Here is a 23,897-nt window from a genome sequence, read left to right as displayed (position 1 = left end):
AGCCGGGAAGAGACATGCGCGCGGAAATCCAGAACAAGGTTGCTGAAATCGAAAAGTCGCTGACGCTTCTCGCGCAGCGGATGGACTATGAGACCGCGCCGCACCGGCTGGAAGAATTCAACGCCATGACCGAGGATCCCGATCTCTGGAACGATCCCGAGAAGGCGCAGAAACTGATGCGCGACCGCCAGATCCTGATGGACAAGGTGGCCACTTACGAAAGCATGAAGCAGGAGCTTTCCGACAATCTCGAACTGATCGAACTGGGCGAGATGGAAGACGATGCCGAGGTGGTCAGCGATGCCGAGGGCGCAATCGTCGCGCTCCGGGACAAGGCAGCGCAGAAAGAACTCGAGGCGCTGCTCGATGGCGAGGCCGACAGCAACGACACCTTTCTCGAGATCAACGCCGGCGCCGGTGGCACCGAGAGCTGCGACTGGGCCGCGATGCTGGCGCGGATGTATGTGCGCTGGGCCGAGGCGCATGGCTACAAGGTCGAGCTGCAATCCGAGAGCGCTGGCGACGAGGCGGGGATCAAATCCGCCGCCTACAAGATCTCCGGCCACAATGCCTATGGCTGGCTGAAATCGGAATCCGGTGTGCACCGTCTGGTGCGGATCTCGCCCTACGATTCCGCGGCCAAGCGGCACACCTCGTTCAGCTCGGTCTGGGTCTATCCGGTGGTCGACGACAATATCGAGATCGAGGTCAACCCGGCCGACATTCGCATCGATACCTACCGGTCCTCGGGGGCCGGCGGCCAGCACGTCAACACCACCGACTCGGCGGTGCGGATCACCCACAACCCGACCGGCATCGTGGTGACCTCGTCCGAGAAATCGCAGCACCAGAACCGCGACATCGCCATGAAGGCGCTGAAATCGCGCCTGTATCAGCTTGAGCTCGACCGCCGCAACGCCGACATCAACGCCGCGCATGAGGCCAAGGGCGATGCCGGCTGGGGCAACCAGATCCGGTCTTACGTGTTGCAGCCCTACCAGATGGTGAAGGACCTGCGGACCGGGCATGAGACCTCGGACACCAAGGGCGTGCTGGATGGCGATCTCGACGGGTTCATGGCCGCCACCCTGGCGATGGACGTCTCGGGCAAGAGCCGTGCCGAGGCCCAGGGCGAGGATTGACGCCGCAGCTTCCTCTTGCCGGAAATACCCTCGGGGGAGGCCGCAGGCCGGGGGCAGAGCCCCCCTCCGCCGCCTGTCCCGGGAGCGTCGCGGGACGTCTTAAGGCGTTCTGGGGCGCCCAGGCGCACGGCGGACGGCGCTGAAAATCCCCATCGGAGATCTGCGCCGAGCAGACCGGCGAGGGCCACTCATGCGCTCCTTGCGTCAGTTGCGGCCGTGGCCGGCGAAACGCCCCGCTTCCTCGGCGGCCTTGCGGATCGCCTTGGACTTGTTGACCGTTTCCATGAACTCAGCCTCGGGGTCGCTGTCATAGACGACGCCGCCACCGGCCTGGATATAGAGCTTTTCGTCCTTCACCACCGCCGTGCGCAGCGCGATGCACATGTCCATGTCGCCACCGGCGCTGAAATAGCCGACGCCGCCGGCGTAGACACCGCGTTTCTCCGGCTCCAGCTCGTCGATGATCTCCATCGCCCGCACCTTGGGTGCGCCGGACACCGTGCCGGCGGGCATCCCGGCCAGAAGCGCCGACAGCGCGTCGTGATCCTCGGAGAGCTCGCCCACCACGTTGGACACGATGTGCATGACGTGGGAATAGCGCTCGACGATGAATTCCTCGGTCGGGCGGACGGTGCCGATCTTGGACACCCGGCCGGTATCGTTGCGGCCGAGATCGAGCAGCATCAGATGTTCCGCCAGCTCCTTCTTGTCGGCCAGCAGATCGGCCTCGTAGGCGTTGTCCTCTTCCGGCGTCGCGCCGCGCGGGCGGGTGCCGGCGATCGGCCGGATGGTGACCTCGCGGCCAAAGACCCGCACCAGGATCTCGGGGCTGGCGCCGATCACCTGGAAACCGCCGAAGTTGAAATAAAACATGAAAGGCGAGGGGTTGGTGCGCCGGAGCGAGCGATAGAGCGCGAAGGGCGGCAGCGGAAACTCCTGGGTCCAGCGCTGCGAGGGCACCACCTGAAAGATATCGCCGGCGCGGATGTAATCCTTGGCCTTGTCCACCGCCGCCAGATAATCGGATTTGGAAAAGTTCGACACCGGCGCGCCGATCTCGGCGGCCTCGCCGAGATCGCGGCTTTCCGAGGGCAGGGCGCGTTCAAGATCGCGCACCGCATCCATCACCCGTTCCGCCGCCTGGGCATAGGCCGCCCTGGCCGATTGCCCTTCGCGCACCCAGGCCGGCGCCACCACGGTGACCTCGCCCTTCACGCCATCCAGCACCGCAATCACCGAGGGCCGGATCATCACCGCATCAGGCAGGCCCAGCGGGTCGGGATTGACGTCGGGCAGATGTTCGACCAGCCGGATCATGTCATAGCCGAGATAGCCGAAAAGCCCGGCGGCGGCCTGCGGCAGATCGGCGGGCAGGTCGATGTGGCTTTCCTCGATCAGCGCACGCAGCGAGGCCAGCGGATCGGCTTCGACCGGCTCAAAAGCGTCGCGGTCAAACCGGGCCTCGCGGTTGATGCGGGCCTGTTTGTCATGGCACTGCCAGATCACGTCGGGCTTCATGCCGATGATCGAATAGCGGCCGCGCACCTCGCCGCCGGTCACCGATTCCAGCATGAAGGCATCGCGGGCCGCGCCGGTCAGCTTGAGCATCAGCGAGACCGGCGTATCGAGATCGGCGGCCAGCCGGGTATAGACAACCTGGTTCTTGCCCGCCGCATGGCCTTGGGCAAAACCGTCGAAGTCGGGCGTCAGGGCCATCGGCAGCGTCCTTACTGGAAATTGGCGTGAACGGCGTTCAGCGCCTGCTGGTCGATCGAGATGCCGACGCGGGACTGGATGTTGCGGGCCAGCGCTTCGAACATGTCAGCGGCCAGGCTCGCGCCGACCTGTTGCTCGAGCGCCGAGAGGATCACCTGGTTTTCCTCGCTCTCGAAATCCGGCGGCGTGATCTCGTCGAGCCTGAAGATGATCGCCCGGCCTTGATGCGGCAGGGTCAGCGTGCCGGGGGTGTCGAGCGCAAAGAGCGCTTCGAGTGCGTTGCCCGGCAGATTGGGAAGCTGGCCAGAGCGGGTCTGCCCGGTGACCGTGGTGGGCGCAAGGCCCAGGCCCGCGAAGGTCTTGCCCTCCGCCAGCTCGCCGGCCAGAGCCTCGGCCTGCGCCAGAAGCCGGGTTTCTGTCTCGGTGCGGGTCCAGTCGGCGGCCACCTGGTCGCGCACCTCATCCAGCGGTTGCGGGCTCGGCGGGTTCACGGCGTTGAGGCGCAGGGCAAAGATGCCGCCATCGCCCAGTTCGGCCACCTCGGGGAAATCCTCGGCGCTGACCGTGCCCGCCAGGTCGCGGAAATTGTCGTACCCGGCGATCTCGCTGTCGCTCTGCGGCGTCCAGTCGATCTGGCCCAGCACCATCTCGGTTTCCTGCGCCAGCTCTTCCAGCGTCGCGCCGCCGGCCAAGAGGTCGTCGATATCGGTGATCAGGCTGTCGATCACCCGCCGCGCGCGGTCCTGCACCAGCTGTTCGCGCAGGATCGGCTGCGCCTCCTCGAACGAGGTCTCCTGCGCCGGCAGCACGCCGTTGACGCGGTAGATCGCCGGGCCGAGATCCGAGGCGAAGGGGCCGACAACCGTGTCCACTTCGGCGGCAAAGACCGCATCGGCCGCGTCGCCCAGATCGCCACGGGTGACATCGCCCATGTCGACGTCGGGCAGCGCAAGGCCGCGATCGGTCACTTCGGCCTCGAAGCTGCTGTCGCCGCTTTCGATCCGTGCGATGGCGGCCTCGGCGGCCGCGGTGTCGGGCAGGACCAGCCGCTCGACCAGCCGGCGCTCGACCTGGTTGAAACGGTCGGATTGCTCGTCATAGGCCTTGCGCAGGGTCGCCTCGTCGATCTCGACGGTGTCGATCAGCATGTCGGGGGTGAGCCAGGCATAGGTGATGTCGCGGGTTTCGGGCAGGGTGTAGCGGGCAATGTTGTCCTGATGAAACTGCGCCAGCTCTTCCTCGGTGGGCGCCGGCACCGGCGCATCCAGGGCGCTGTCGTCGAGCGCGGCCCAGGTAAAGCTGCGGGTTTCGCCGACAAAGCCGAGCAGTGTCTCTATATAGGTGTCGGGCATCGGGTTGCCCGAGACAATGGCGGCCTGAAGCAGAGAGCGGGCGGTTTCCTCGCGCAGATCCTGCTCGAATTCGGACTCGTTGAGGCCGGCATTCTGAAGGGCGAAGCGATAGGTGTCACGGTCAAAGCTGCCGCCGGCGCCCTGAAAGGCGGAAATGCCCATCAGCTCGCGCGCGACGGTCTCGTCGCCGACCGAAACACCAAGGCTCCGGGCTTCGTTGGTGATGGCGGTCGACGTGATCAGCTGGCTCAGCACGCGCTGGGGAATTTGCAGCGCCTGAGCCTGGGCAAAGGTCAGCCCCTGGCCGGTTTCGGCCTGAACGCTGCGGATTTCCTGCTGCAAGGCGCGGGCATAGTCATCCACGCTGATCGGCGTGTCGCCGACGGCGCCGACGCTGCGCACGGTGCCGGTCAGATTGGTCGCGCCAAACCCGGCCAGGCCCACGAAAAGCAGACCCATGAGAATCCAGACCAATGTCTTGGAGATGCTGTTGCCTTTGGCCATGACTGCCCCTGCTGTGTTCGCCTTTATTGCGAGACGTGTCTACGCGCAGGCCGGGGCAGGGGCAAGGGGGCGGCGGGCTGTTCGGTCGCCCTGCGGCGCCGGCCGGCCGCAGGGGCCGCGGGCGGGGCTGTCAGTCCTTGCCGCGATAGGGTTCGACGTATTGCAACGCCATGTCCCAGGGGAAGAAAATCCAGGTATCCTGGCTGACCTCGGTGATGAAGCTGTTGACCTGCGGCCGGCCCATCGGCTTGGCATAGACGGTGGCGATATGGGCGTTCGGCATATGGGTGCGCACCGCCTCGATGGTCTTGCCGGTGTCGACCAGATCGTCGATCACCAGAACCCCGGTGCCATCGCCGACCACATCCATGTCGGGCGACTTGATCACCTTGGGTTCGGTCTGTTCCTGGTGGTTGTAGCTCTTGACCGAGATCGTATCGACCATGCGGATATCAAGCTCGCGCGCGACGATCATCGCCGGTGCCATGCCGCCCCGCGTGATCGCCACCACGGCGCGCCAGGCGCCATCGTCGGGCCCGTGCCCGTCCAGCCGCCAGGCCAGCGCCCGTGCGTCCCGGTGCAACTGATCCCAGCTGACGTGAAAACCCTTTTCATGCGGCAGACGATCGTTCATCTCCGGCCCTCCGTTTTTCTCGCGTCTAGCCCAAAGCCCTGACAAAAGAAAGCTGGCCGTGTCATTTTGTTGCGTCAGCCGGAACGGCCCGGGCTAGCGCCCGAAGATCAGCCGCAGGCCCAGCATCCCGAGCACCAGGGCCGCGATCCGGTCGAACAGATGTTTCAGCCGGAGATAGCCGTCCCGCGCCCGCCGGGTGGAGAGTACGAGCGCAAAACCGGTATAGGCGACCCATTCCACCAGCAGGTGGTTGCCCACGATCAGCGCCTTGTCGGTCAGGCTCAGCGCGGGCGGAAAGATCACCAACAGCACCGCCGAGGCAAAAAGCACCGACTTGGGATTGCCGAGATTGACCAGAAAGCCGGTGCGAAACGCCTGCCGCCCCGGAACGACGGCGGCCTGTGTCAGAGGCTGGCGCGCATCGCGCCACATGCCCCAGGCGATGTACAGCAGATAGAGCGCCCCGGCGATCTTGATCGCCAGATAGGCCCAGGGCACCACCACGAAGACCGCCTCGAGCCCGAGAAGCGCCAGTGCCGTCCAGCCCGCCGCCATCGCGCCCAGCCCCAGCCCGGTGGCAATCCCCGCCCGTGGCCCGGCCACCAACGAGGTGCGCAATGCCAGAAGTAGCGCCGGCCCGGGCGAGGCCAGCGCCGCAAGCAGAGTCAGGTTGAAAGCCAGGAGATGGTCCCAGCCCATGGCTCAGCCCTTGGTGATGTCGGGGGCGTCGACCGCCTTCATGCCGACCACGTGATAGCCGGCATCCACATGCAGGTTCTCGCCGGTCACGCCGGAGCCCAGATCGGACAGCAGGTAGAGCGCCGAGCGGCCGACGTCTTCGGTGGTGACATTCCGGCGCAGCGGCGAATTGTATTCGTTCCACTTCATGATGTAGCGGAAATCACCGATGCCCGAGGCCGCCAGCGTCTTGATCGGGCCGGCCGAGATCGAATTGACCCGGATGCCATCCTTGCCCAGATCTTCGGCCAGGTAGCGCACCGAAGCCTCGAGCGCGGCCTTGGCGACCCCCATGACATTGTAATGCGGCATTACCCGCTCGGCGCCGTAATAGGTGAGGGTCACGGCCGAGCTGCCGGGTTTCATCATCTTTTCGGCGCGCTGCATCACGGCGGTGAAGCTGTAGACCGAAATGTCCATCGACAGGGTGAAATTGGCGCGGCTGGTTTCCACGTAGCGGCCGCGCAGCTCGTTCTTGTCGGAAAAGCCGATGGCGTGGACAATGAAATCCAGTTCGCCCCAGCGCTCCTTGAGCGCGTCGAACAGCCCGTCGATTGACGCCTCGTTGCCGACATCGCAGGGCAGGACGATATCGCTGCCCAATTGCGCCGCCAGCGGGCCGACCCGTTTCAACAGCGCCTCACCCTGGTAGGAAAACGCGAGTTCCGCGCCGGCGTCGGCCAGCGCCTTGGCAATGCCCCAGGCAATCGACTTGTCGTTCGCCAGCCCCATGATAAGGCCGCGTTTGCCGGCCATCAGCGTATTTGACATCTCGCATTCTCCGCTCAAGTGTCTCGAATGTCACGCTTATGGCAAAGAAAGCTAACCATCAAGAGCACGTGCTCTCGAATGCGCCGGCGACGGCATGCAATTAATCCGTTAGACTATCGTGAAAAGGAGCCGCTTATGTCGGAACGCACCGGGATTTTTGCCGGGGAGAGCCCGTTTGAAATTGCCCGCCAATGGTTGGCGGAGGCCGAGCAAACGGAAGCCAACGATCCCAACGCCATCGCGCTTGCCACGGTGGACGCACAAGGCATGCCCAATGCCCGGATGGTGCTGCTCAAGGATATCGAGGAAGGCAGTTTTGTTTTCTACACCAATTACGGGAGCGCCAAGAGCCAGGAAATCGAGGCCACCGGCACCGCCGCCTTCGTGATGCACTGGAAGAGTCTGCGCCGCCAGATCCGCGTGCGCGGCCATGTCACCCGCGAAGACGGGCCGCAGGCGGATGCCTATTACAAGTCGCGCTCGCTCAAGAGCCGGCTGGGGGCCTGGGCCTCGGATCAGTCCAAACCGTTGAAATCGCGCACCGCGCTGATGGCCGAGGTGGCCAAGATCACCGCGCAGAAGGGCAGCGACCCCGAGCGGCCGCCGTTCTGGGGGGGCTGGCGGATCACCCCGGTGGAAATCGAGTTTTGGGCGGACGGGGCGTTCCGCTTGCACGACCGTTTCGTCTGGCGGCGTCAATCAGAAGGAGAAAGCTGGCAAATTTCACGTCTGAACCCCTGAATTTTGCGTATCGTGAAATGCATTATCCCGAAAAATCAGGGATATGGGCTTGCATTTGACGTGGGCTTGGTTGCAAGTGTTAATCGGGATGAGAAAGAACAGAGAGCGTTTTGGAACAAGTAGAACAACAGCCCCGACGGGTTGAAGGCCGGGTAAAATGGTTCGACCCTCTCAAGGGCTTCGGATTTGTGGTTGCCGATGTTGGAGGACCGGACATCCTCCTGCATTCGAACGTGCTGCGCAACTATGGCCAAAGCTCAGTGGCCGATGGTGCGCATGTCGTTGTCGACATTCAGGAAACCCCGCGCGGCATTCAGGCCGTGGCCGTGGTCGAGATACAGCCGCCGGAAGATGACGGCACGCCGCCGCTGGCCGATTTCGAAGTGGTCGATCCCGCGGTGATCGCCGCCGCCGAGCTCGAGCCGGCGCGGGTGAAATGGTTTGACAAGGCAAAAGGCTTTGGCTTTGCCAATGTCTTTGGTAGACCCGAGGATGTGTTCCTGCATGTCGAGGTTCTGCGCCGTTCCGGCCTCTCTGACGTGCAATCTGGTGAAGCTCTGGGTCTGCGCGCCATCGAGGGCAAGCGCGGCCGGATGGCAGTTGAGGTATGTCCATGGGAAAGCGCATTGAAATCCGGTTGATCGCGGCGATCCTCGCCGTTTTCACGCTGACCCAGGCGGCCTTTGCCGCCTGCCAGCCGGGCAAGATCGAACTGGCCACCGAGAAGGGCCGGGTCAGCTTTGATGTTGCCGTCGCCGATGATTTCCAGGAGCGCGGCCGCGGGCTGATGTTCGTCAAGGAAATGGCCGACAGCCAGGGCATGCTGTTCATCTACGGTGTGACCCGCCCGGTGAGCTTCTGGATGAAGAACACCTACATCCCCCTCGACATGATCTTTATCGACAAGCGCGGCGTGGTGAAGAAGGTCCACGCCAACGCTGTGCCGCATGACACCACCAGCATCTCCAGCGACGTTCCGATTCGCAGCGTGCTCGAAATCAACGGCGGCCTGGCCGAGAAGCTGGGGATCGTGCCCGGCACGCTGGTGCGCCACGCCGAATTGCCGCAAAAAGGCGCCGCCTGGCCCTGTTGAGCGGGCAGCGGGCGCTTTCGGTCTGTTCCGGCGCCTTTGCGCTTTTCATTGTCGCGCGGGCGGATTATGAAGCCCTCGGTTTCGGGGCGTAGCGCAGCCTGGTAGCGCGACGGTTTTGGGTACCGTAGGTCGCAAGTTCGAATCTTGCCGTCCCGACCATCCTCTCATCACACACCAGATATTGTGGTCAGCTTTGCGACAGACCCGGATCTCTGCCGTGTTTCTGGCGGCGTCCATGTGGCTTTCGCGCACGCGCGCGGGCGCGGAAAATATTTCTGCACATGCGAATAACTTTGCCTCCGAAGCGGCCCGCAGCCGGGGGATAAAATTGCCCTTCGGCACCCGCGCGCCCCGGTAAACATGCCGGAAAACACGAAAAAAAAGTTAACAGAGCCTGTGGGCAATCTTGTGCGTATTTCGGGGCTGAATCGAGGACATGTCGCTGGGCTCATCCGTCAAGGCATTTTTGCCCGCATTAAGTGAAATTTCGATGTTGACGGTCTATGCGCGAATACGTCAGATTGTGGGGGTCGCTAGAGAGCACACAACATGTTGTGGCGGTAGCGGCAGGACGGCAGCAACCTTCAGAACCACGGGCTTGGATGCCCCGCCATAGGGCCCGGATGACGGGCCGATGCGCCGCCGGGCGTCTCCTGGCGGTTTGTGGAGCAGGGTTTGCGCAGAAAATTCAGGCGGCATCGCCGCGACGGCCCAGGGCCGGGACCATTGGTTAAGAGGCAAGACACAGATGAAAATCGAAAGACGGTTTACCAAGGCTGGGCAGGATGCCTACGCAGAGATCGATTTCGTGACCACCGCGTCAGAGATCCGCAATCCTGACGGCACCATTGTCTTCCGTCTCGACGATGTCGAAGTGCCGGCCGCCTGGAGCCAGGTGGCCAGCGACGTGATCGCGCAGAAATACTTTCGCAAGGCCGGCGTGCCGACCGAGCTGAAGAAGGTTCGCGAAAAGGATGTGCCCGAGTTCCTCTGGCGGTCGGTCCCCGCCAATGACGACACTCCGCGCACTGGTGAAATCTCGTCCAAACAGGTGTTCGACCGTCTTGCCGGCGCCTGGGCCTACTGGGGCTGGAAGGGTGGCTATTTCACCACCGAAGAGGATGCCCGCGCCTATTACGACGAGATGCGCCACATGCTGGCGACCCAGCGCGCCGCGCCGAACAGCCCGCAGTGGTTCAACACCGGCCTGCACTGGGCCTATGGCATCGACGGTCCGGGGCAGGGCCACTATTACGTCGATTACAAGACCGGCAAGCTGACCAAGTCGAAATCGGCCTACGAGCATCCGCAACCGCACGCCTGTTTCATCCAGTCGGTGGCCGATGACCTGGTCGGCGACGGCGGCATCATGGATCTCTGGGTGCGCGAGGCGCGGCTGTTCAAATACGGCTCCGGCACCGGCACCAACTTCTCGTCGCTGCGCGCCGAAGGTGAAAAGCTCTCTGGCGGTGGCAAGTCCTCGGGCCTCATGGGCTTTCTCAAGATCGGTGACCGCGCGGCCGGCGCCATCAAGTCGGGCGGCACCACGCGCCGCGCCGCCAAGATGGTGATCTGCGACGCCGACCACCCGGACATCGAGGAATTCATCAACTGGAAGGTCAAGGAAGAGCAGAAGGTCGCCTCGATCGTCGCCGGCTCGAAGATGCATGAAAAGATGCTCAACGGCATCTTTGCGGCCATCGGCGCATGGGACGGCGCGGTGGAAGACGCCTATGACCCGGCCAAGAACGACGCGCTGAAATCCGCGATCCGCGCTGCCAAGAAGTCGATGATCCCCGAGACCTACGTCAAGCGGGTGCTGGATTATGCCCGCCAGGGCTATTCCTCGATCGAGTTCCCGACCTATGATACCGATTGGGACAGCGAGGCCTATGCCAGCGTTTCGGGCCAGAACTCGAACAACTCGATCCGCGTCACCAACGCCTTTCTCGCCGCCGTCAAGAACGGCGAGAAATGGGCGCTGCTGAACCGCACCGACGGTCAGGTCGCCAAGGAAATCGACGCCAAGGAGCTCTGGGAGCAGGTCGGCCACGCGGCCTGGGCCTGTGCCGATCCGGGCATCCAGTATCACGACACCGTCAACCAGTGGCACACCTGCCCCGAGGATGGCGAAATCCGCGGCTCGAACCCCTGTTCCGAGTACATGTTCCTCGACGATACCGCCTGTAACCTGGCGTCGATGAACCTGCTGACCTTCTATCAGGACGGCAAGTTCCAGGCCGAGGACTACGTGCATGCCACACGCCTCTGGACCCTGACGCTGGAAATCTCGGTCACCATGGCGCAATTCCCCTCCAAGGAAATTGCCCAGCTGTCCTATGACTTCCGCACCCTGGGTCTCGGCTACGCCAATATCGGCGGTCTGCTGATGAACATGGGCTACGGCTATGACAGCGACGAGGGCCGGGCGCTCTGTGGCGCGCTGACCGCGATCATGACCGGCGTGGCCTATGCCACTTCGGCCGAAATCGCCGGTGAGCTTGGTGCCTTCTCGGGCTACGAGCGCAACGCCAAGCACATGCTGCGCGTCATCCGCAACCACCGCACCGCCGCATACGGCAAGACCAAAGGCTATGAGGCGCTGGCGATCAACCCGGTGGCGCTGGATCAGGTGAACTGCCCCGAGGCCGGTCTGGTCGAAATGGCCAAGACTGCCTGGGACGAGGCGCTGAGCCTGGGCGAGAAGCACGGCTATCGCAACGCCCAGACCACGGTGATTGCGCCCACCGGCACCATCGGCCTGGTGATGGATTGCGACACCACCGGGATCGAGCCCGATTTCGCGCTGGTGAAGTTCAAGAAGCTCGCCGGTGGCGGCTATTTCAAGATCATCAACCGTTCGGTTCCGGCGGCACTGGAGAAGCTCGGATATTCCTCCTCCCAGATTGAAGAGATCATCTCTTATGCCGTCGGTCATGGCAGCCTCGGCAATGCGCCGGGCATCAACCACACCTCGCTGATCGGCCATGGCTTCGGCAGCAAGGAGATCGAGAAGATCGAGGCGGCGCTGGCCTCGGCCTTCGACATCCGCTTTGTCTTCAACCAGTGGACGCTGGGCGAAGCCTTCTGCCAGGACGTGCTGGGCATTCCCGCGGCACGGCTCAATGACCCGACCTTCGATCTGCTGCGGCATCTGGGCTATTCCCGGGCCGAGATCGAGGCCGCCAACGACCACGTCTGCGGCACCATGACGCTGGAAGGCGCGCCGCATCTGAAGTCCGAGCACTACGTGATCTTCGACTGCGCCAACCCCTGCGGCAAGAAGGGCAAGCGCTTCCTCTCGGTCAACAGCCACATCGACATGATGGCGGCGGCGCAGAGCTTTATTTCGGGGGCGATCTCCAAGACCATCAACATGGCCAATGACGCCACCATCGAGGATTGCCAGGCGGCATACGAACGCTCCTGGAAGATGGGCATCAAGGCCAATGCCCTCTACCGCGACGGCTCCAAGCTGAGCCAGCCGCTGGCGGCGGCGCTGGTGGCGGATGACGATGAGGCGGCCGAGGTGCTGGAAAGCGGCTCGCAAAGCGAAAAGGCGCAGGTGCTGGCCGAGAAGGTCGTCGAGAAGATCATCGTCAAGGAGATCATCAAATCCGAGCGCTCCAAGATGCCGGAACGCCGCAAGGGCTATACCCAGAAGGCGATTGTCGGCGGCCACAAGGTCTATCTCCGCACCGGGGAATATGCCGACGGCACGCTGGGCGAGATCTTCATCGACATGCACAAGGAAGGCGCCGGTTTCCGGGCGATGATGAACAACTTCGCCATCGCCGTCTCGGTCGGCCTGCAATACGGCGTGCCGCTGGAGGAATTCGTCGATGCCTTCACCTTCACCAAGTTCGAGCCTGCCGGCATGGTGCAGGGCAACGACTCGATCAAGAATGCCACATCCATCCTCGACTACATCTTCCGCGAGCTGGCGGTGTCCTATCTGGATCGCACCGACCTGGCCCATGTGAAGCCCGAGGGCGCCAGCTTTGACGATCTGGGCCGCGGCGTCGAGGAGGGGCAACCCAACGTCACCGAGGTCAGCGAAAGTGCGGCCACCAAATCGCTGGAAGTGCTGAAACAGATCAGCTCGACCGGCTACCTGCGCAAACGTCTGCCCCAGGAGCTGATCGTGCTCCGGGGCGGGCAGTCGGACGATCCGGTCATGGCCCTCCAGACCCTGGTCCCGGAAGTCCGCACAGGCGGCGGCACCGCCGCGACCACGGTGACGACGACAACGGCCGTAGCCAGCGGCTCCGTGTCGATGGACGCCCGCACCAAGGCCAAGATGCAGGGTTACGAAGGCGACCCCTGCGGCGACTGCGGCAACTACACGCTGGTGCGCAACGGCACCTGCATGAAGTGTAACACCTGCGGCGGGACGTCCGGCTGTAGCTGACAATCAATTCAGGGGGCGGGTGCGCTCGCCCCTTTGCACAACCAGGCCGCAGGCAACAAGCACGCGAGCGGTGTAACGATGAGCTTGGTTCGTGAGACTTGGGGGCGCCGAGGCGCCCCTCTTTCTTTTTGCTGGGTATTTTCAGTATTTCCAGTGATTTATGATCCATAGTTCATCCATCGTGGAAATTACGCCTGCCTTGACGCCGCCCCGGTAAGGTGAGTTTCCAAGTCATCATTCCGGCCCGGAAAACCACCTCCCACCCACAGCCACCAGAAACATACCCACAGCTAAACGCACATTTACCCCATTGAGCAAACCGCTGAAACAAAACGATTTCCGACATTCTGCCCCGATCGCACACATATCCATCCACAGAATTGTCCCGCCTTTCCACAGCGCCGCGGCCGGCCAATTCCATGCAACCGGCCATAAGGCCTTTTCTTTTCCCGGCCCCCGTGAAATAGGGAAGCGTCAAATGCTGCTACTGAAGAGGACCGCCGAATGGAGATTCGCGAGGCTCTGACATTTGACGATGTGCTGCTGGTTCCGGCTGCGTCCAATGTCCTGCCCAACACTGCCGACACCGCCACCCGGGTAACCCGCTCGATCGCGATGAACATCCCGCTGCTCAGCTCGGCGATGGACACCGTCACCGAAAGCCGCATGGCCATCACCATGGCCCAGGCCGGCGGCATCGGCGTCATTCACAAGAACCTCTCGGTCGAGGCTCAGGCGCGCGAGGTGCGCCGTGTCAAACGGTTCGAGAGCGGCATCGTCTACAACCCGGTGACGCTCAAGGTCGACCAGACCCTGGCCGATGCCAAGGCGCTGGTGGAGCGGTACAATTTCACCGGTTTCCCGGTGGTCGACGACGCCGGGCATGTGGTCGGCATCCTGACCAACCGCGACATGCGCTTTGCCTCCAGTGACCAGACCCCGGTCAAGGTGATGATGACCTCGGACAATCTCGCCATGCTGGCCGAACCGGCCGACCTGGAAGAGGCGAAAAGCCTGATGAAGGCGCGGCGGATCGAAAAGCTTCTGGTGCATGACGGCAAGGGCCGGCTGACCGGCTTGCTGACGCTGAAGGACACCGAAAAGGCGGTGCTCAACCCCACCGCCTGCAAGGATGCGCTGGGCCGCCTGCGGGTGGCGGCCGCCACCTCGGTCGGGGATTCGGGGTTTGAACGGACGTCCGAGCTGGTCGATGCCGGCGTGGATATCGTGGTGATCGACACCGCCCACGGCCATTCCGCCGGGGTGATCGATGCCGTGAAGCGCGCCAAGCAGCTCTCGAACGAGGTGCAGGTGATCGCCGGCAACGTCGCCACCGCCGAGGCCACCCGCGCGCTGATCGACGCCGGGGCGGATGCGGTCAAGGTCGGCATCGGGCCGGGCTCGATCTGTACCACGCGGATGGTGGCCGGTGTCGGCGTGCCCCAGCTCACCGCGGTGATGGACTGCGCCAAGGCCGCCGGTGACGTGCCGGTGATCGCCGACGGCGGCATCAAGTTCTCGGGCGATTTTGCCAAGGCAATTGCCGCCGGCGCCTCCTGCGCCATGGTGGGCTCCATGATCGCCGGCACCGATGAAAGCCCGGGCGAGGTCATTCTCTATCAGGGCCGCTCGTTCAAGGCCTATCGCGGCATGGGCAGCCTTGGCGCCATGGCGCGCGGCTCGGCCGACCGCTATTTCCAGAAGGACGCCGCCAGCGACAAGCTGGTGCCCGAGGGCATCGAGGGGCAGGTGGCCTACAAGGGCTCGGCCGGCGCGGTGATCCACCAGCTGGTGGGCGGGCTTCGGGCGGCCATGGGTTATACCGGCTGCGCGACTGTCGAAGAGATGCGGAGCAACTGCAACTTCGTCAAGATCACCGGCGCCGGCCTGCGCGAAAGCCATGTGCATGACGTGCAGATCACCCGCGAGAGCCCGAACTACCGGATCGGCTGATGACACCGGCGGCGCGGATTCAGACGGCGGGTGAGCTGCTTGATGCGGTTCTGGCGGGGCAGGCGGCCGAACAGGCGCTGACCCGCTGGGCCCGCGGCAACCGTTATGCCGGCTCGAAGGACCGCGCCGCGATCCGCGATCTGGTGTTCGACGCGCTGCGCCGCAAACGCTCTTATGCCGCGCTTGGCGGGGCCGAGACCGGTCGCGGCCTGATGCTTGGCGCCCTGCGCGCCTCAGAAACGGCGATCGACGAGGTCTTTACCGGCGCGCGTTTCATGCCCGCCCCGGTGACCGAAGCCGAACGCGCCGCGTTCCGCAGCCCGTCCGAGGACGAGGCCCGCGACCTTCCGGATTGGCTCTGGCCGGAGTTCGCCCGGTCGCTGGGCGACGCGGCCGAGGCCGAGGCGCGTCTCTTGCGCGAGCGGGCCGAGGTCTTTCTTCGGGTCAACCTGTTGAAATCCAACCTGGATACGGCCCAAGCCCGTCTCTCCGGAGAGGGCATCGCCACCGAGCCTCACGCGCTGTCGCCGACGGCGCTGCGGGTGACCGAGGGCGCGCGCCGGGTGCATCTTTCTGCTGCCTACGGCGACGGTCTGGTGGAATTGCAGGACGCCGCCTCGCAGGCGGTGGTGGATGCGCTGGCGCCGCAGCCCGGTCAGAGCCTGCTTGATTTCTGCGCCGGCGGCGGGGGCAAGGCCCTGGCCATGGCCGCGCAAGCCGGCGGTCCGGTGACTGCCCATGACATCGATCCGGGGCGGATGCGCGACGTTCCCGCCCGCGCTGCCCGCGCCGGGGCCGAGATCACCGTGCAACCGGCGCCGCAGGGGGTGTTCGACATCGTGCTTTGCGATGCGCCCTGTTCCGGCAGCGGCAGCTGGCGCCGTGCGCCCGAGGCGAAATGGCGGCTGACCGAGGACCGCCTGGCCGAGCTCTGCACCATGCAGGATGCGGTGCTCGACGCCGCCGCGCCCTTCGTGGCCCCCGGCGGCCGGCTGGCCTATGCCACCTGTTCGCTGCTCGCGCCGGAGAATTCCGCGCGCGTCGCGGCCTTTCAAGTCCGGCATCCAGGGTGGGTCATGGACTTTGACCGGCAGTTCACGTTGCAGGACGGCGGTGACGGATTCTACCTTGCGCTGTTGAAACGCGGCTGATCCTGTGCTCCACTCAACCTGTGGGTGTTGAATCGGTGAAATCGGTTAACCCACAATTAAGACTCACCGGGTTTTATGGGGTGAAACGCGACGAGCCTGGAGAGCCGAGTTGGCAGACACGATCAGCGCTGAACCGCCCGACGCGACGCCCCCCCGGCCGGGGGGCCGCCGGCCGCTGTATCTGGTCGGCGTGTCGGTCGTTCTGATTCTCTGGTCCGGCTTTCTGCCCGCCGGCGTTCCGGCGCTTGGCACACTGGCGCTCGGGGTCGGCATTTTCGTGTCGGCGCTGGCGCTGCATGCCCGCCAGTTGCTGCACAGACGGGGGCAATTGCGGGTCTTGTTGCGGGTGTCGCATTTTCTCGCCGGTGATCCGGCGGTTTCGGTGGTGGCCGATGCCGAGGGCGACATTCACCACATCAACCCCGCCGGCCGCAGCCGGTTTCGCGATGCCGATGTATCGTCGAAGCAGGAAACCGGCGAAGGCGGCAGCGTCGTGGCGCTCTTGCGCGGGCTGATGGCCAATCCGGCCAGCGTTGTCTATCGGTTACAGAAACGGACCGAGGCCCAAGGGGTGGCGAGCGATACGGTCAGCACGCGAAGCGGGCAGGTGGCGCTTTCGGTGCATGACATCGGTGGCGGGTTGCGGCTCTGGCGGATCGAGGAAAACCGCGCGACGGCCACCGAACAGGCCGAAACCGGGCTGCTGCCGCGGCTGACGGTCGGGCGCGGCGGCACGATCCTGTTCATGAACGCCGTCGCCCGCAAACTGATCGGCAAGCGGGTTTCTTCGCTCGACCGGCTGAGCAGCGATCCGCTGGAAAACGGCAAGGTGATCTCGCTCGATACCGCCACCGGGCCGGTGGCGCGGCTGGTCAGCGAGGTGGCGCTCAACGGCGGGCGGCGCGAGCTGTTCTTTCTGCCGCCGCCGGCCGAAAATGAAAGCAGCACCAGCTTCGACCACCTCAGCGTGCCCTTGATGAAAGTGTCGCAGATGGGTGTGGTGACGCGGGCCAATCACGAGGCGCTCAAACTGCTCAACGCCGAAGAGGTCACCGGCAAGAAGCTCTCCGATCTGATGGAGGGACTGGGCCGGCCGGTGACCGACTGGTTGCGCGATGCCGCTGCCGGGCGGGGCCAGAAGCAATCGGAATTCCTGCGCATTTCGCGCCGCGACCGCGAGGTTTTCGTGCAGGTCGTGCTCAACCGCGTGTTCGAGGATGGCGAACCGTCGATCATCGCTGTGCTGAACGACGCCACCGAGCTCAAAACGCTCGAGGCGCAATTCGTGCAGAGCCAGAAGATGCAGGCCATCGGCCAGCTCGCCGGCGGCGTGGCGCATGATTTCAACAACCTGCTGACCGCGATTTCCGGCCATTGCGACCTGCTGCTTCTGCGCCACGATCAGGGCGATCCGAACTACGGCGACCTGGTGCAGATCAACCAGAATGCCAATCGCGCCGCCGCGCTGGTGGGCCAGCTGCTGGCGTTTTCCCGCAAGCAGACGCTCTGCCCCGAGGTGCTCGACCTGCGCGACACGCTGGCCGATCTGACCCATCTGCTCAACCGTCTGGTGGGCGAGCGGGTGGCGCTGGCGCTGGACCACGACCCGGTGTTGCGCACCATCCGGGCCGACAAGCGGCAACTCGAGCAGGTGCTGATGAACCTGGTGGTGAACGCCCGCGATGCCATGCCCGAGGGCGGCGAGATTCGCATCACCACCGAGGGGCTGACCCTGGACGCCCCGCTGAAACGCGACCGGGCGTCGGTGCCGCCCGGCGATTACGTGCTGGTCAAGGTGCAGGACCAGGGGGTCGGCATCGCGCCGGACATGCTGCAAAAGGTGTTCGAGCCGTTTTACACCACCAAGCGCACCGGTGAGGGCACCGGGCTGGGCCTGTCCACGGTCTACGGCATCGTCAAACAGACCGGCGGCTTCATCTTTGTCGATTCGGTGGTCGGCAAGGGCAGCTGCTTTTCGCTTCTGTTCCCGGTCCACAGCGAGAAACCGGCCACCGATGCCGCAAGCCTGGCCCTGGAGGACACTGGCGCCGGCGGCACCGGCCACGACGCGGTGATCCTGCTGGTCGAAGACGAGGCGCCGGTGCGCGCCTTTGCCAGCCGGGCGCTGCGGATGCGCGGCTTCAAGGTGCTCGAGGCGGCCTCGGCCGAGGAAGCGCTCGATCTGCTGCGCGACCCCGAAATCAAGGTGAACGTCTTTGTGACCGATGTGGTGATGCCGGGGCTCGACGGGCCAAGCTGGGTGCGCCAGGCACTGGAGGATCGCCCCGAGGTCAAGGTTGTCTTTGTCTCCGGATACGCCCAGGAAAGCTTCCACGACGACCAGGCGGCCATCCCCAATTCCACCTTCCTGCCAAAGCCGTTTTCACTGGTCGAGCTGACCGACACGGTCCAGCGGCAATTGCATTGACATCCCGGTATTTCCCGGATTTCCGGGAAGGTCCAGGCGTTGTGACCGGACATGGCGGGCCGGGTTCAGCCGATCGACTCGTAAAGTGCAAATTCGGCCGCGCATTTGCGCCGCAGCTTGGCCTCGACCCGCGGCGACAGCGTCACCTCCAGGCGCGGCGAGACATTCTCCCGCGGCAGATCGAGCGTGACCGAGAGCCGGTCTTCGAGAAAGCCGATAAGTCGCGCCTGATCTTCGTAGCGATACAGATGGGTGATCCGGGTGCCGTTCGGCCGCGGTTCGAGGAATTTCGCCTGGCTGCCGACATTGGCAAAACCGGGACGCGCGCCCTTGCAATACCCCTCGACGAATTCGTCGAAACTCAGGTTTTCGGTGGAATTTGCCTTGCCCGTCATGAACGGCCGTTGCCGATAGCGATACCAGCTCGAGAGCCAGGAAACCGGTTCGCGCATCACCGCAAGAGTTTCCATGTCGGGCGCGCCCATCTTTTCGAACATCGGCCGAAAAAACCGGTTGTAACGATATACCGGGGCATGTTTCAGATCCGGCGGATTGAGGATCGCCATGTCCGCGCGTGGCGCAAGCGCCTTTTCATAGGCCGAGGTTCCGGTCTTGGGTACCGCCAGAAACGCCAGGTTTTCTTTCCAGAACACAAGCACTTGGGTGAACCTCTTCAGGTGGCGGATCAGGGATTTCGGGCAGCATAGGCGGGCGGTTCTGCGGCGTAAACCACTCTTTAAGGATTCTGCGAAACAGTGGGGTCGAGCAAAATTCTCTTGAAATGTTCTCGTTTTGGTCGCATCTAGGAACAAGGCAAGAACATTTGGCAGCATTGCCGCTTCCGAGGCGGTGTGAAATAAGGGCCCGAAACGCATGGCAACGGCAGATCTTCTCTCGATGAGCAAAAAGAACAACCCCGACAAGCAAAAGGCGCTCGACAGCGCCCTGGCCCAGATCGAACGCCAGTTCGGCAAGGGGTCGATCATGAAACTCGGCGGCGAGAACCAGTTGCCGGATATCGAGGCCACCTCGACCGGTTCGCTCGGGCTCGATATCGCGCTTGGCATCGGCGGCTTGCCGAAAGGCCGGATCATCGAGATCTACGGCCCCGAATCCTCGGGCAAGACCACGCTGACCCTGCATTGCGTGGCGGAAGAGCAGAAAAAGGGCGGCGTCTGTGCCTTTGTCGATGCCGAACACGCGCTCGACCCGCAATATGCCCGCAAGCTCGGCGTCGATCTCGACGAGCTGCTGATCTCGCAGCCCGACACCGGCGAACAGGCGCTCGAGATTACCGATACCCTGGTGCGTTCCGGCGCGGTCAACATGGTGATCGTCGATTCGGTTGCCGCGCTGACCCCCAAGAGCGAGCTTGAGGGCGATATGGGCGACAGTTCGGTCGGCGTGCATGCCCGGCTGATGAGCCAGGCGATGCGCAAGCTCACCGGGTCGATCGCGCGCTCGAACTGCATGGTGATCTTCATCAACCAGATCCGCATGAAGATCGGCGTGATGTTCGGCAGCCCCGAAACCACGACCGGCGGCAACGCGCTCAAGTTCTACAGCTCGGTGCGTCTCGATATCCGCCGCATCGGCGCGATCAAGGACCGCGACGAGGTGGTCGGCAACGCCACCCGCGTCAAGGTGGTCAAGAACAAGGTCGCGCCGCCGTTCAAGCAGGTGGAATTCGACATCATGTACGGCGAGGGCATCTCGAAGATGGGCGAATTGCTCGATCTCGGGGTCAAGGCCGGCGTGGTCGACAAATCCGGCGCCTGGTTCTCGTATGGCGACGAGCGGATCGGGCAGGGGCGCGAGAATGCCAAGACCTTCCTGCGCGAGAACAAGCGCATGGCGCTGGAGATCGAAGACAAGATCCGCGCCGCCCACGGGCTCGAATTCGACATGCCGCCCGAGGACAAGGACGACGAAGACGTGATGGAGGCCTGAGGCCGCCGGTCCCGCCGGCGGGATCAAGACAACCCGGAACGGGGCGCAGCGCGGGCTGCGCCTCGTTTTGCGTCAGGCCCGGTTTGCGTCAGGCCCGGTTTCGGCCCAACCGGTTATGGACAGTGCCGGGGCGGGGCGATACACCTTCGCCGACCTTGAGAAGAAGATGACCTATGGCCACGCTGAACGACATCCGCTCCACCTTCCTCGATTTCTTTGCCAAGAACGGCCATGAGGTCGTGCCCTCGAGCCCGCTTGTGCCGCGCAATGACCCGACGCTGATGTTCGTCAACTCGGGCATGGTGCAGTTCAAGAACCTCTTTACTGGCGTCGAGACCCGCGACTACAAGCGTGCGACCACCAGCCAGAAATGCGTGCGCGCCGGTGGCAAGCACAATGACCTGGACAATGTCGGCTATACCGCGCGGCACCATACCTTCTTTGAAATGCTGGGAAATTTCAGCTTCGGTGACTATTTCAAGACCGAGGCGATCCCCTATGCCTGGGAGCTGATCACCCGCGATTTCGGCATCGATCCGACCCGGCTGCTGGCCACGGTCTATCACACCGATGACGAGGCCTTCGAGATCTGGAAAAAGGTCGGCGTGCCGGAAGACAGGATCATCCGCATCGCCACCTCCGACAACTTCTGGCAGATGGGTCCGACCGGCCCCTGCGGCCCCTGCACCGAGATCTTCTACGATCACGGCGAACATATCTGGGGTGGACCTCCGGGCAGCCCGGAAGAGGACGGCGACCGGTTCATCGAGATTTGGAACATCGTCTTCATGCAGAACGAGCAGTTCGAGGATGGCTCGATGGTGCCGCTCGACACGCAGTCGATCGACACCGGCATGGGGCTGGAGCGGATCGGCGCGCTGTTGCAGGGCAAACACGACAATTACGACACCGATCTGATGCGCAGCCTGATCGAGGCCAGCGCGGATGTCTCGTCGACCGATCCCGACGGGCCGGGCAATGTGCATCACCGGGTGATCGCCGATCACCTGCGCTCGACCTCCTTCCTGCTGGCCGATGGCGTCATGCCCTCGAACGAGGGCCGTGGCTATGTGCTGCGCCGGATCATGCGCCGGGCCATGCGGCATGCGCATCTGCTGGGCGCCAAGGATCCGATGATGCACCGTCTGGTGCCGGCGCTGGTGCGGCAGATGGGGGCGGCGTACCCCGAACTCGGCCAGGCGCAGGCGCTGATCGAAGAGACCCTGCGGCTGGAAGAGACCCGCTTCAAGGCGACGCTGGACCGCGGGCTGAAGCTGCTCGATGACGAGCTCTCGGACCTGCCCGAGGATGCGCGGCTTCCGGGCGAGACGGCTTTCAAGCTTTATGACACCTATGGCTTCCCGCTCGACCTGACACAGGATGCGCTGCGTGAAAAGGGCCGCGAGGTCGACACCTCGGGCTTTGACGCCGCTATGGCCGAACAGAAGGCCAAGGCGCGCGCCGCCTGGGCCGGCTCGGGCGAGACAAAGGATGCCGAGATCTGGTTCGACATCGCCGACAAGCATGCCGCCACCGATTTCCTCGGCTACGATACCGAAGAGGCCGAAGGCCAGGTACTGGCGCTGGTCAAGGACGGTGCCGAGGTCGGGCAGCTCGAAGCCGGTGAAGAGGGCTGGCTGGTGGTCAACCAGACGCCGTTTTATGCCGAATCCGGCGGCCAGGTCGGCGACAGCGGGCTGTATCTGAAATCCGGGGGCAAGGGCACGATCCGTGACACCCGCAAGATGGCCGGCGGGCTTTTCGCCCATCGGGTGACGCCGCAGGAAGGCGCGCTGTCCACCGGCGACGCGCTCGAACTCAAGGTCGACAATGCCCGGCGCACGGCGATCCGCGCCAATCACTCGGCGACCCACCTGCTGCACGAGGCGCTGCGCGAGGCGCTTGGCGATCACGTGGCGCAGCGCGGCTCGCTCAATGCCGACGACCGCCTGCGGTTCGACTTCAGCCACACCAAGGCGCTCTCGGCCGAGGAGCTGGCCCGGATCGACCGCGAGGTCAATGCCTTCATTCGGCAGAATGCGCCGGTCGAAACCCGGATCATGACGCCCGATGACGCCCGCGGCCTCGGTGCCCAGGCGCTCTTTGGCGAGAAATACGGGGACGAGGTGCGCGTCGTGTCGATGGGCCGCAAGCCGGGCTCGGGCAAGGGCAGCGACAAGGCAACCTATTCGATCGAGCTCTGCGGCGGCACCCATGTGCGCCAGACCGGCGATATCGGCGCCTTTGTCTGCCTGAGCGACAGCGCGTCTTCTGCCGGCGTGCGCCGGATCGAGGCGCTGACCGGCGAGGCGGCGCTGGATCACCTCAAGGCCCAGGGCGCACGGCTTTCCGAGGCCGCCGGCCAGCTCAAGACCCAGCCCGGCGAGGTGCCCGAGCGGGTGCGGGCGCTGCTGGACGAGCGCAAGGCGCTTCAGGCCGAGGTCGCAAGCCTTCGGCGCGAACTGGCGATGTCGGGTGGCGCCGCGGGCCCCGAGGCGGCGACCGAAGAGGTCGGTGGCGTGCCGTTCGTGGCGCAGGTGCTTTCGGGGGTGACGGGCAAGGATCTGCCGCCGCTGATCGACGCGCAAAAGGAAAAGCTGGGCTCGGCGGCGATCCTGCTGATCGCCGACACCGGCGGCAAGGCGGCGGTCGCGGCCGGTGTCACACGGGATCTGACCGACAAGGTCTCGGCGGTGGATCTGGTGCGCGCGGCGGTGGCGGAACTCGGCGGCAAGGGCGGCGGCGGCCGGCCCGACATGGCGCAGGGTGGCGGTGCCGACGCAGGGAATGCAACCAAGGCAATCGACGCGGCCAAAGCCGTGCTGGGAGGATAAGATGAGCGCATATTGGATCGCCCATGTGCATGTGACCGACGAAGAGGCCTATGGCCGGTATGCCAAGCTCGCCGGGGCGCCGATTGCCGCCCATGGCGGCGAGTTCCTGGCCCGCGGTGGCGCGCATGAGACGCTCGAAGGCACGGACCGCGCCCGCCACGTGGTGGCCCGGTTCCCCTCGCTTCAGGCGGCACACGAGTGTTACCATTCCGAGGCCTACCAGGAGGCCCTGAGCCATGCCAAGGGCGCTTCGGAACGCGATCTGATCATCGTCGAGGGTGTGTAGGCTGGGTTTCTGAAGCTGTGTAGTGTGGGTTTCTAACCCACCGCCCCAGCCAGCAGGTTGAGACCAACGAAAACCCGGGGCCGTGCGCCCCGGGTTTTTTCACGACTGCCGTCGCGCGCCGGTGGGTCGCAAACCCACCCTACGCAAAAGGCCGGGCTTCATGCCCGGCCTTTGTCTTGTCACGAGAGACTGG

The 23,897-nt window shown here is 64.3% G+C and carries 17 protein-coding genes and 1 tRNA gene; 12 read left to right on the top strand and 6 right to left on the bottom strand.

Going from position 1 to position 23,897, the window contains the following annotated elements; translation table 11 throughout:
• The first annotated feature begins 14 nt into the window (after positions 1-14).
• Positions 15-1,142 (top strand): peptide chain release factor 2, encoded by a 1,128-nt coding sequence (gene prfB / locus AC0J5K_RS09510; RefSeq protein WP_274564185.1) that lies wholly within the window; start codon positions 15-17, stop codon positions 1,140-1,142.
• A gap of 204 nt (positions 1,143-1,346) precedes the next feature.
• On the opposite strand, the gene trpE is transcribed toward prfB, so the two are convergent.
• From trpE to fabI, 5 genes are all read right to left on the bottom strand, one after another.
• Positions 1,347-2,858, bottom strand: a complete 1,512-nt coding sequence (gene trpE / locus AC0J5K_RS09505; protein ID WP_048531407.1) for an anthranilate synthase component I — start codon at positions 2,856-2,858, stop codon at positions 1,347-1,349.
• Between the two features lie 11 nt (positions 2,859-2,869).
• Positions 2,870-4,714: a peptidylprolyl isomerase gene (locus AC0J5K_RS09500; RefSeq protein WP_274564188.1), complete on the bottom strand. Its 1,845-nt coding sequence runs from the start codon at positions 4,712-4,714 to the stop codon at positions 2,870-2,872.
• Positions 4,715-4,844: 130 nt separating this feature from the next.
• Complete coding sequence (gene gpt, locus AC0J5K_RS09495) at positions 4,845-5,348, bottom strand: xanthine phosphoribosyltransferase (protein WP_048531412.1); 504 nt, start codon at positions 5,346-5,348, stop codon at positions 4,845-4,847.
• 93 nt (positions 5,349-5,441) lie between these two features.
• Positions 5,442-6,047, bottom strand: coding sequence for a LysE family translocator (locus AC0J5K_RS09490; RefSeq protein ID WP_074835490.1), 606 nt, complete (start codon positions 6,045-6,047; stop codon positions 5,442-5,444).
• A 3-nt stretch (positions 6,048-6,050) separates the two neighbouring features.
• Positions 6,051-6,857: an enoyl-ACP reductase FabI gene (fabI, locus tag AC0J5K_RS09485; protein WP_048531415.1), complete on the bottom strand. Its 807-nt coding sequence runs from the start codon at positions 6,855-6,857 to the stop codon at positions 6,051-6,053.
• Positions 6,858-6,992: 135 nt separating this feature from the next.
• On the opposite strand from fabI, the gene pdxH reads away from it, so the two are divergent.
• The 8 genes from pdxH (at position 6,993) to AC0J5K_RS09445 (ending at position 18,634) form a co-directional block, all read left to right on the top strand.
• On the top strand, positions 6,993-7,598 hold the full coding sequence (gene pdxH, locus AC0J5K_RS09480) for a pyridoxamine 5'-phosphate oxidase (RefSeq protein ID WP_074835491.1): 606 nt from the start codon (positions 6,993-6,995) through the stop codon (positions 7,596-7,598).
• A gap of 110 nt (positions 7,599-7,708) precedes the next feature.
• Positions 7,709-8,239 carry a cold-shock protein gene (locus AC0J5K_RS09475; protein WP_048533757.1) on the top strand — a complete coding sequence of 177 codons (531 nt, stop codon included), beginning with the start codon at positions 7,709-7,711 and terminating at the stop codon, positions 8,237-8,239.
• Positions 8,212-8,691: a DUF192 domain-containing protein gene (locus AC0J5K_RS09470; RefSeq protein ID WP_274564195.1), complete on the top strand. Its 480-nt coding sequence runs from the start codon at positions 8,212-8,214 to the stop codon at positions 8,689-8,691. The genes AC0J5K_RS09475 and AC0J5K_RS09470 overlap by 28 nt, the downstream gene beginning before the upstream one ends.
• Before the next feature lie 82 nt (positions 8,692-8,773).
• A tRNA-Pro gene (locus AC0J5K_RS09465) sits at positions 8,774-8,850 on the top strand.
• A gap of 589 nt (positions 8,851-9,439) precedes the next feature.
• Positions 9,440-13,102, top strand: coding sequence for a vitamin B12-dependent ribonucleotide reductase (locus AC0J5K_RS09460; RefSeq protein ID WP_274564198.1), 3,663 nt, complete (start codon positions 9,440-9,442; stop codon positions 13,100-13,102).
• 504 nt (positions 13,103-13,606) lie between these two features.
• Complete coding sequence (guaB, locus tag AC0J5K_RS09455) at positions 13,607-15,055, top strand: IMP dehydrogenase (RefSeq protein WP_048531423.1); 1,449 nt, start codon at positions 13,607-13,609, stop codon at positions 15,053-15,055.
• Positions 15,055-16,206: an RsmB/NOP family class I SAM-dependent RNA methyltransferase gene (locus AC0J5K_RS09450; RefSeq protein ID WP_274564202.1), complete on the top strand. Its 1,152-nt coding sequence runs from the start codon at positions 15,055-15,057 to the stop codon at positions 16,204-16,206. Before guaB ends, AC0J5K_RS09450 begins: the two co-directional genes overlap by 1 nt.
• Positions 16,207-16,396: 190 nt before the next feature.
• A complete protein-coding gene (locus AC0J5K_RS09445; protein ID WP_423135783.1) occupies positions 16,397-18,634 on the top strand; it encodes an ATP-binding protein in 2,238 nt (745 codons plus the stop codon).
• A gap of 65 nt (positions 18,635-18,699) precedes the next feature.
• Here AC0J5K_RS09445 and AC0J5K_RS09440 read toward each other — a convergent pair whose 3' ends face one another.
• The gene (locus AC0J5K_RS09440) at positions 18,700-19,293 is read right to left on the bottom strand and encodes a gamma-glutamyl kinase (protein WP_274564206.1); all 594 of its coding nucleotides are present in this window, start codon (positions 19,291-19,293) and stop codon (positions 18,700-18,702) included.
• Between the two features lie 214 nt (positions 19,294-19,507).
• On the opposite strand from AC0J5K_RS09440, the gene recA reads away from it, so the two are divergent.
• The 3 genes from recA (at position 19,508) to AC0J5K_RS09425 (ending at position 23,704) form a co-directional block, all read left to right on the top strand.
• A complete protein-coding gene (gene recA, locus AC0J5K_RS09435; protein WP_074835501.1) occupies positions 19,508-20,584 on the top strand; it encodes a recombinase RecA in 1,077 nt (358 codons plus the stop codon).
• 173 nt (positions 20,585-20,757) lie between these two features.
• A complete protein-coding gene (gene alaS / locus AC0J5K_RS09430; RefSeq protein ID WP_274564208.1) occupies positions 20,758-23,418 on the top strand; it encodes an alanine--tRNA ligase in 2,661 nt (886 codons plus the stop codon).
• A 1-nt stretch (position 23,419) separates the two neighbouring features.
• Positions 23,420-23,704 (top strand): DUF1330 domain-containing protein, encoded by a 285-nt coding sequence (locus AC0J5K_RS09425; RefSeq protein ID WP_048531431.1) that lies wholly within the window; start codon positions 23,420-23,422, stop codon positions 23,702-23,704.
• Positions 23,705-23,897 lie beyond the last annotated feature (193 nt).

Source organism: Marinovum sp. E3, assembly GCF_055755275.1.
This window is presented reverse-complemented; position numbering and strand designations above follow the sequence as displayed.

What these genes read in the sequence shown, in the direction of transcription:
- prfB (WP_274564185.1), top strand. Translation starts at nt 15, where the DNA reads ATGCGCGCGGAAATCCAGAACAAGGTTGCTGAAATCGAAAAGTCGCTG.
- trpE (WP_048531407.1), bottom strand. Translation starts at nt 2,858, where the DNA reads ATGGCCCTGACGCCCGACTTCGACGGTTTTGCCCAAGGCCATGCGGCG.
- AC0J5K_RS09500 (WP_274564188.1), bottom strand. Translation starts at nt 4,714, where the DNA reads ATGGCCAAAGGCAACAGCATCTCCAAGACATTGGTCTGGATTCTCATG.
- gpt (WP_048531412.1), bottom strand. Translation starts at nt 5,348, where the DNA reads ATGAACGATCGTCTGCCGCATGAAAAGGGTTTTCACGTCAGCTGGGAT.
- AC0J5K_RS09490 (WP_074835490.1), bottom strand. Translation starts at nt 6,047, where the DNA reads ATGGGCTGGGACCATCTCCTGGCTTTCAACCTGACTCTGCTTGCGGCG.
- fabI (WP_048531415.1), bottom strand. Translation starts at nt 6,857, where the DNA reads ATGTCAAATACGCTGATGGCCGGCAAACGCGGCCTTATCATGGGGCTG.
- pdxH (WP_074835491.1), top strand. Translation starts at nt 6,993, where the DNA reads ATGTCGGAACGCACCGGGATTTTTGCCGGGGAGAGCCCGTTTGAAATT.
- AC0J5K_RS09470 (WP_274564195.1), top strand. Translation starts at nt 8,212, where the DNA reads ATGGGAAAGCGCATTGAAATCCGGTTGATCGCGGCGATCCTCGCCGTT.
- AC0J5K_RS09460 (WP_274564198.1), top strand. Translation starts at nt 9,440, where the DNA reads ATGAAAATCGAAAGACGGTTTACCAAGGCTGGGCAGGATGCCTACGCA.
- guaB (WP_048531423.1), top strand. Translation starts at nt 13,607, where the DNA reads ATGGAGATTCGCGAGGCTCTGACATTTGACGATGTGCTGCTGGTTCCG.
- AC0J5K_RS09450 (WP_274564202.1), top strand. Translation starts at nt 15,055, where the DNA reads ATGACACCGGCGGCGCGGATTCAGACGGCGGGTGAGCTGCTTGATGCG.
- recA (WP_074835501.1), top strand. Translation starts at nt 19,508, where the DNA reads ATGGCAACGGCAGATCTTCTCTCGATGAGCAAAAAGAACAACCCCGAC.
- alaS (WP_274564208.1), top strand. Translation starts at nt 20,758, where the DNA reads ATGGCCACGCTGAACGACATCCGCTCCACCTTCCTCGATTTCTTTGCC.
- AC0J5K_RS09425 (WP_048531431.1), top strand. Translation starts at nt 23,420, where the DNA reads ATGAGCGCATATTGGATCGCCCATGTGCATGTGACCGACGAAGAGGCC.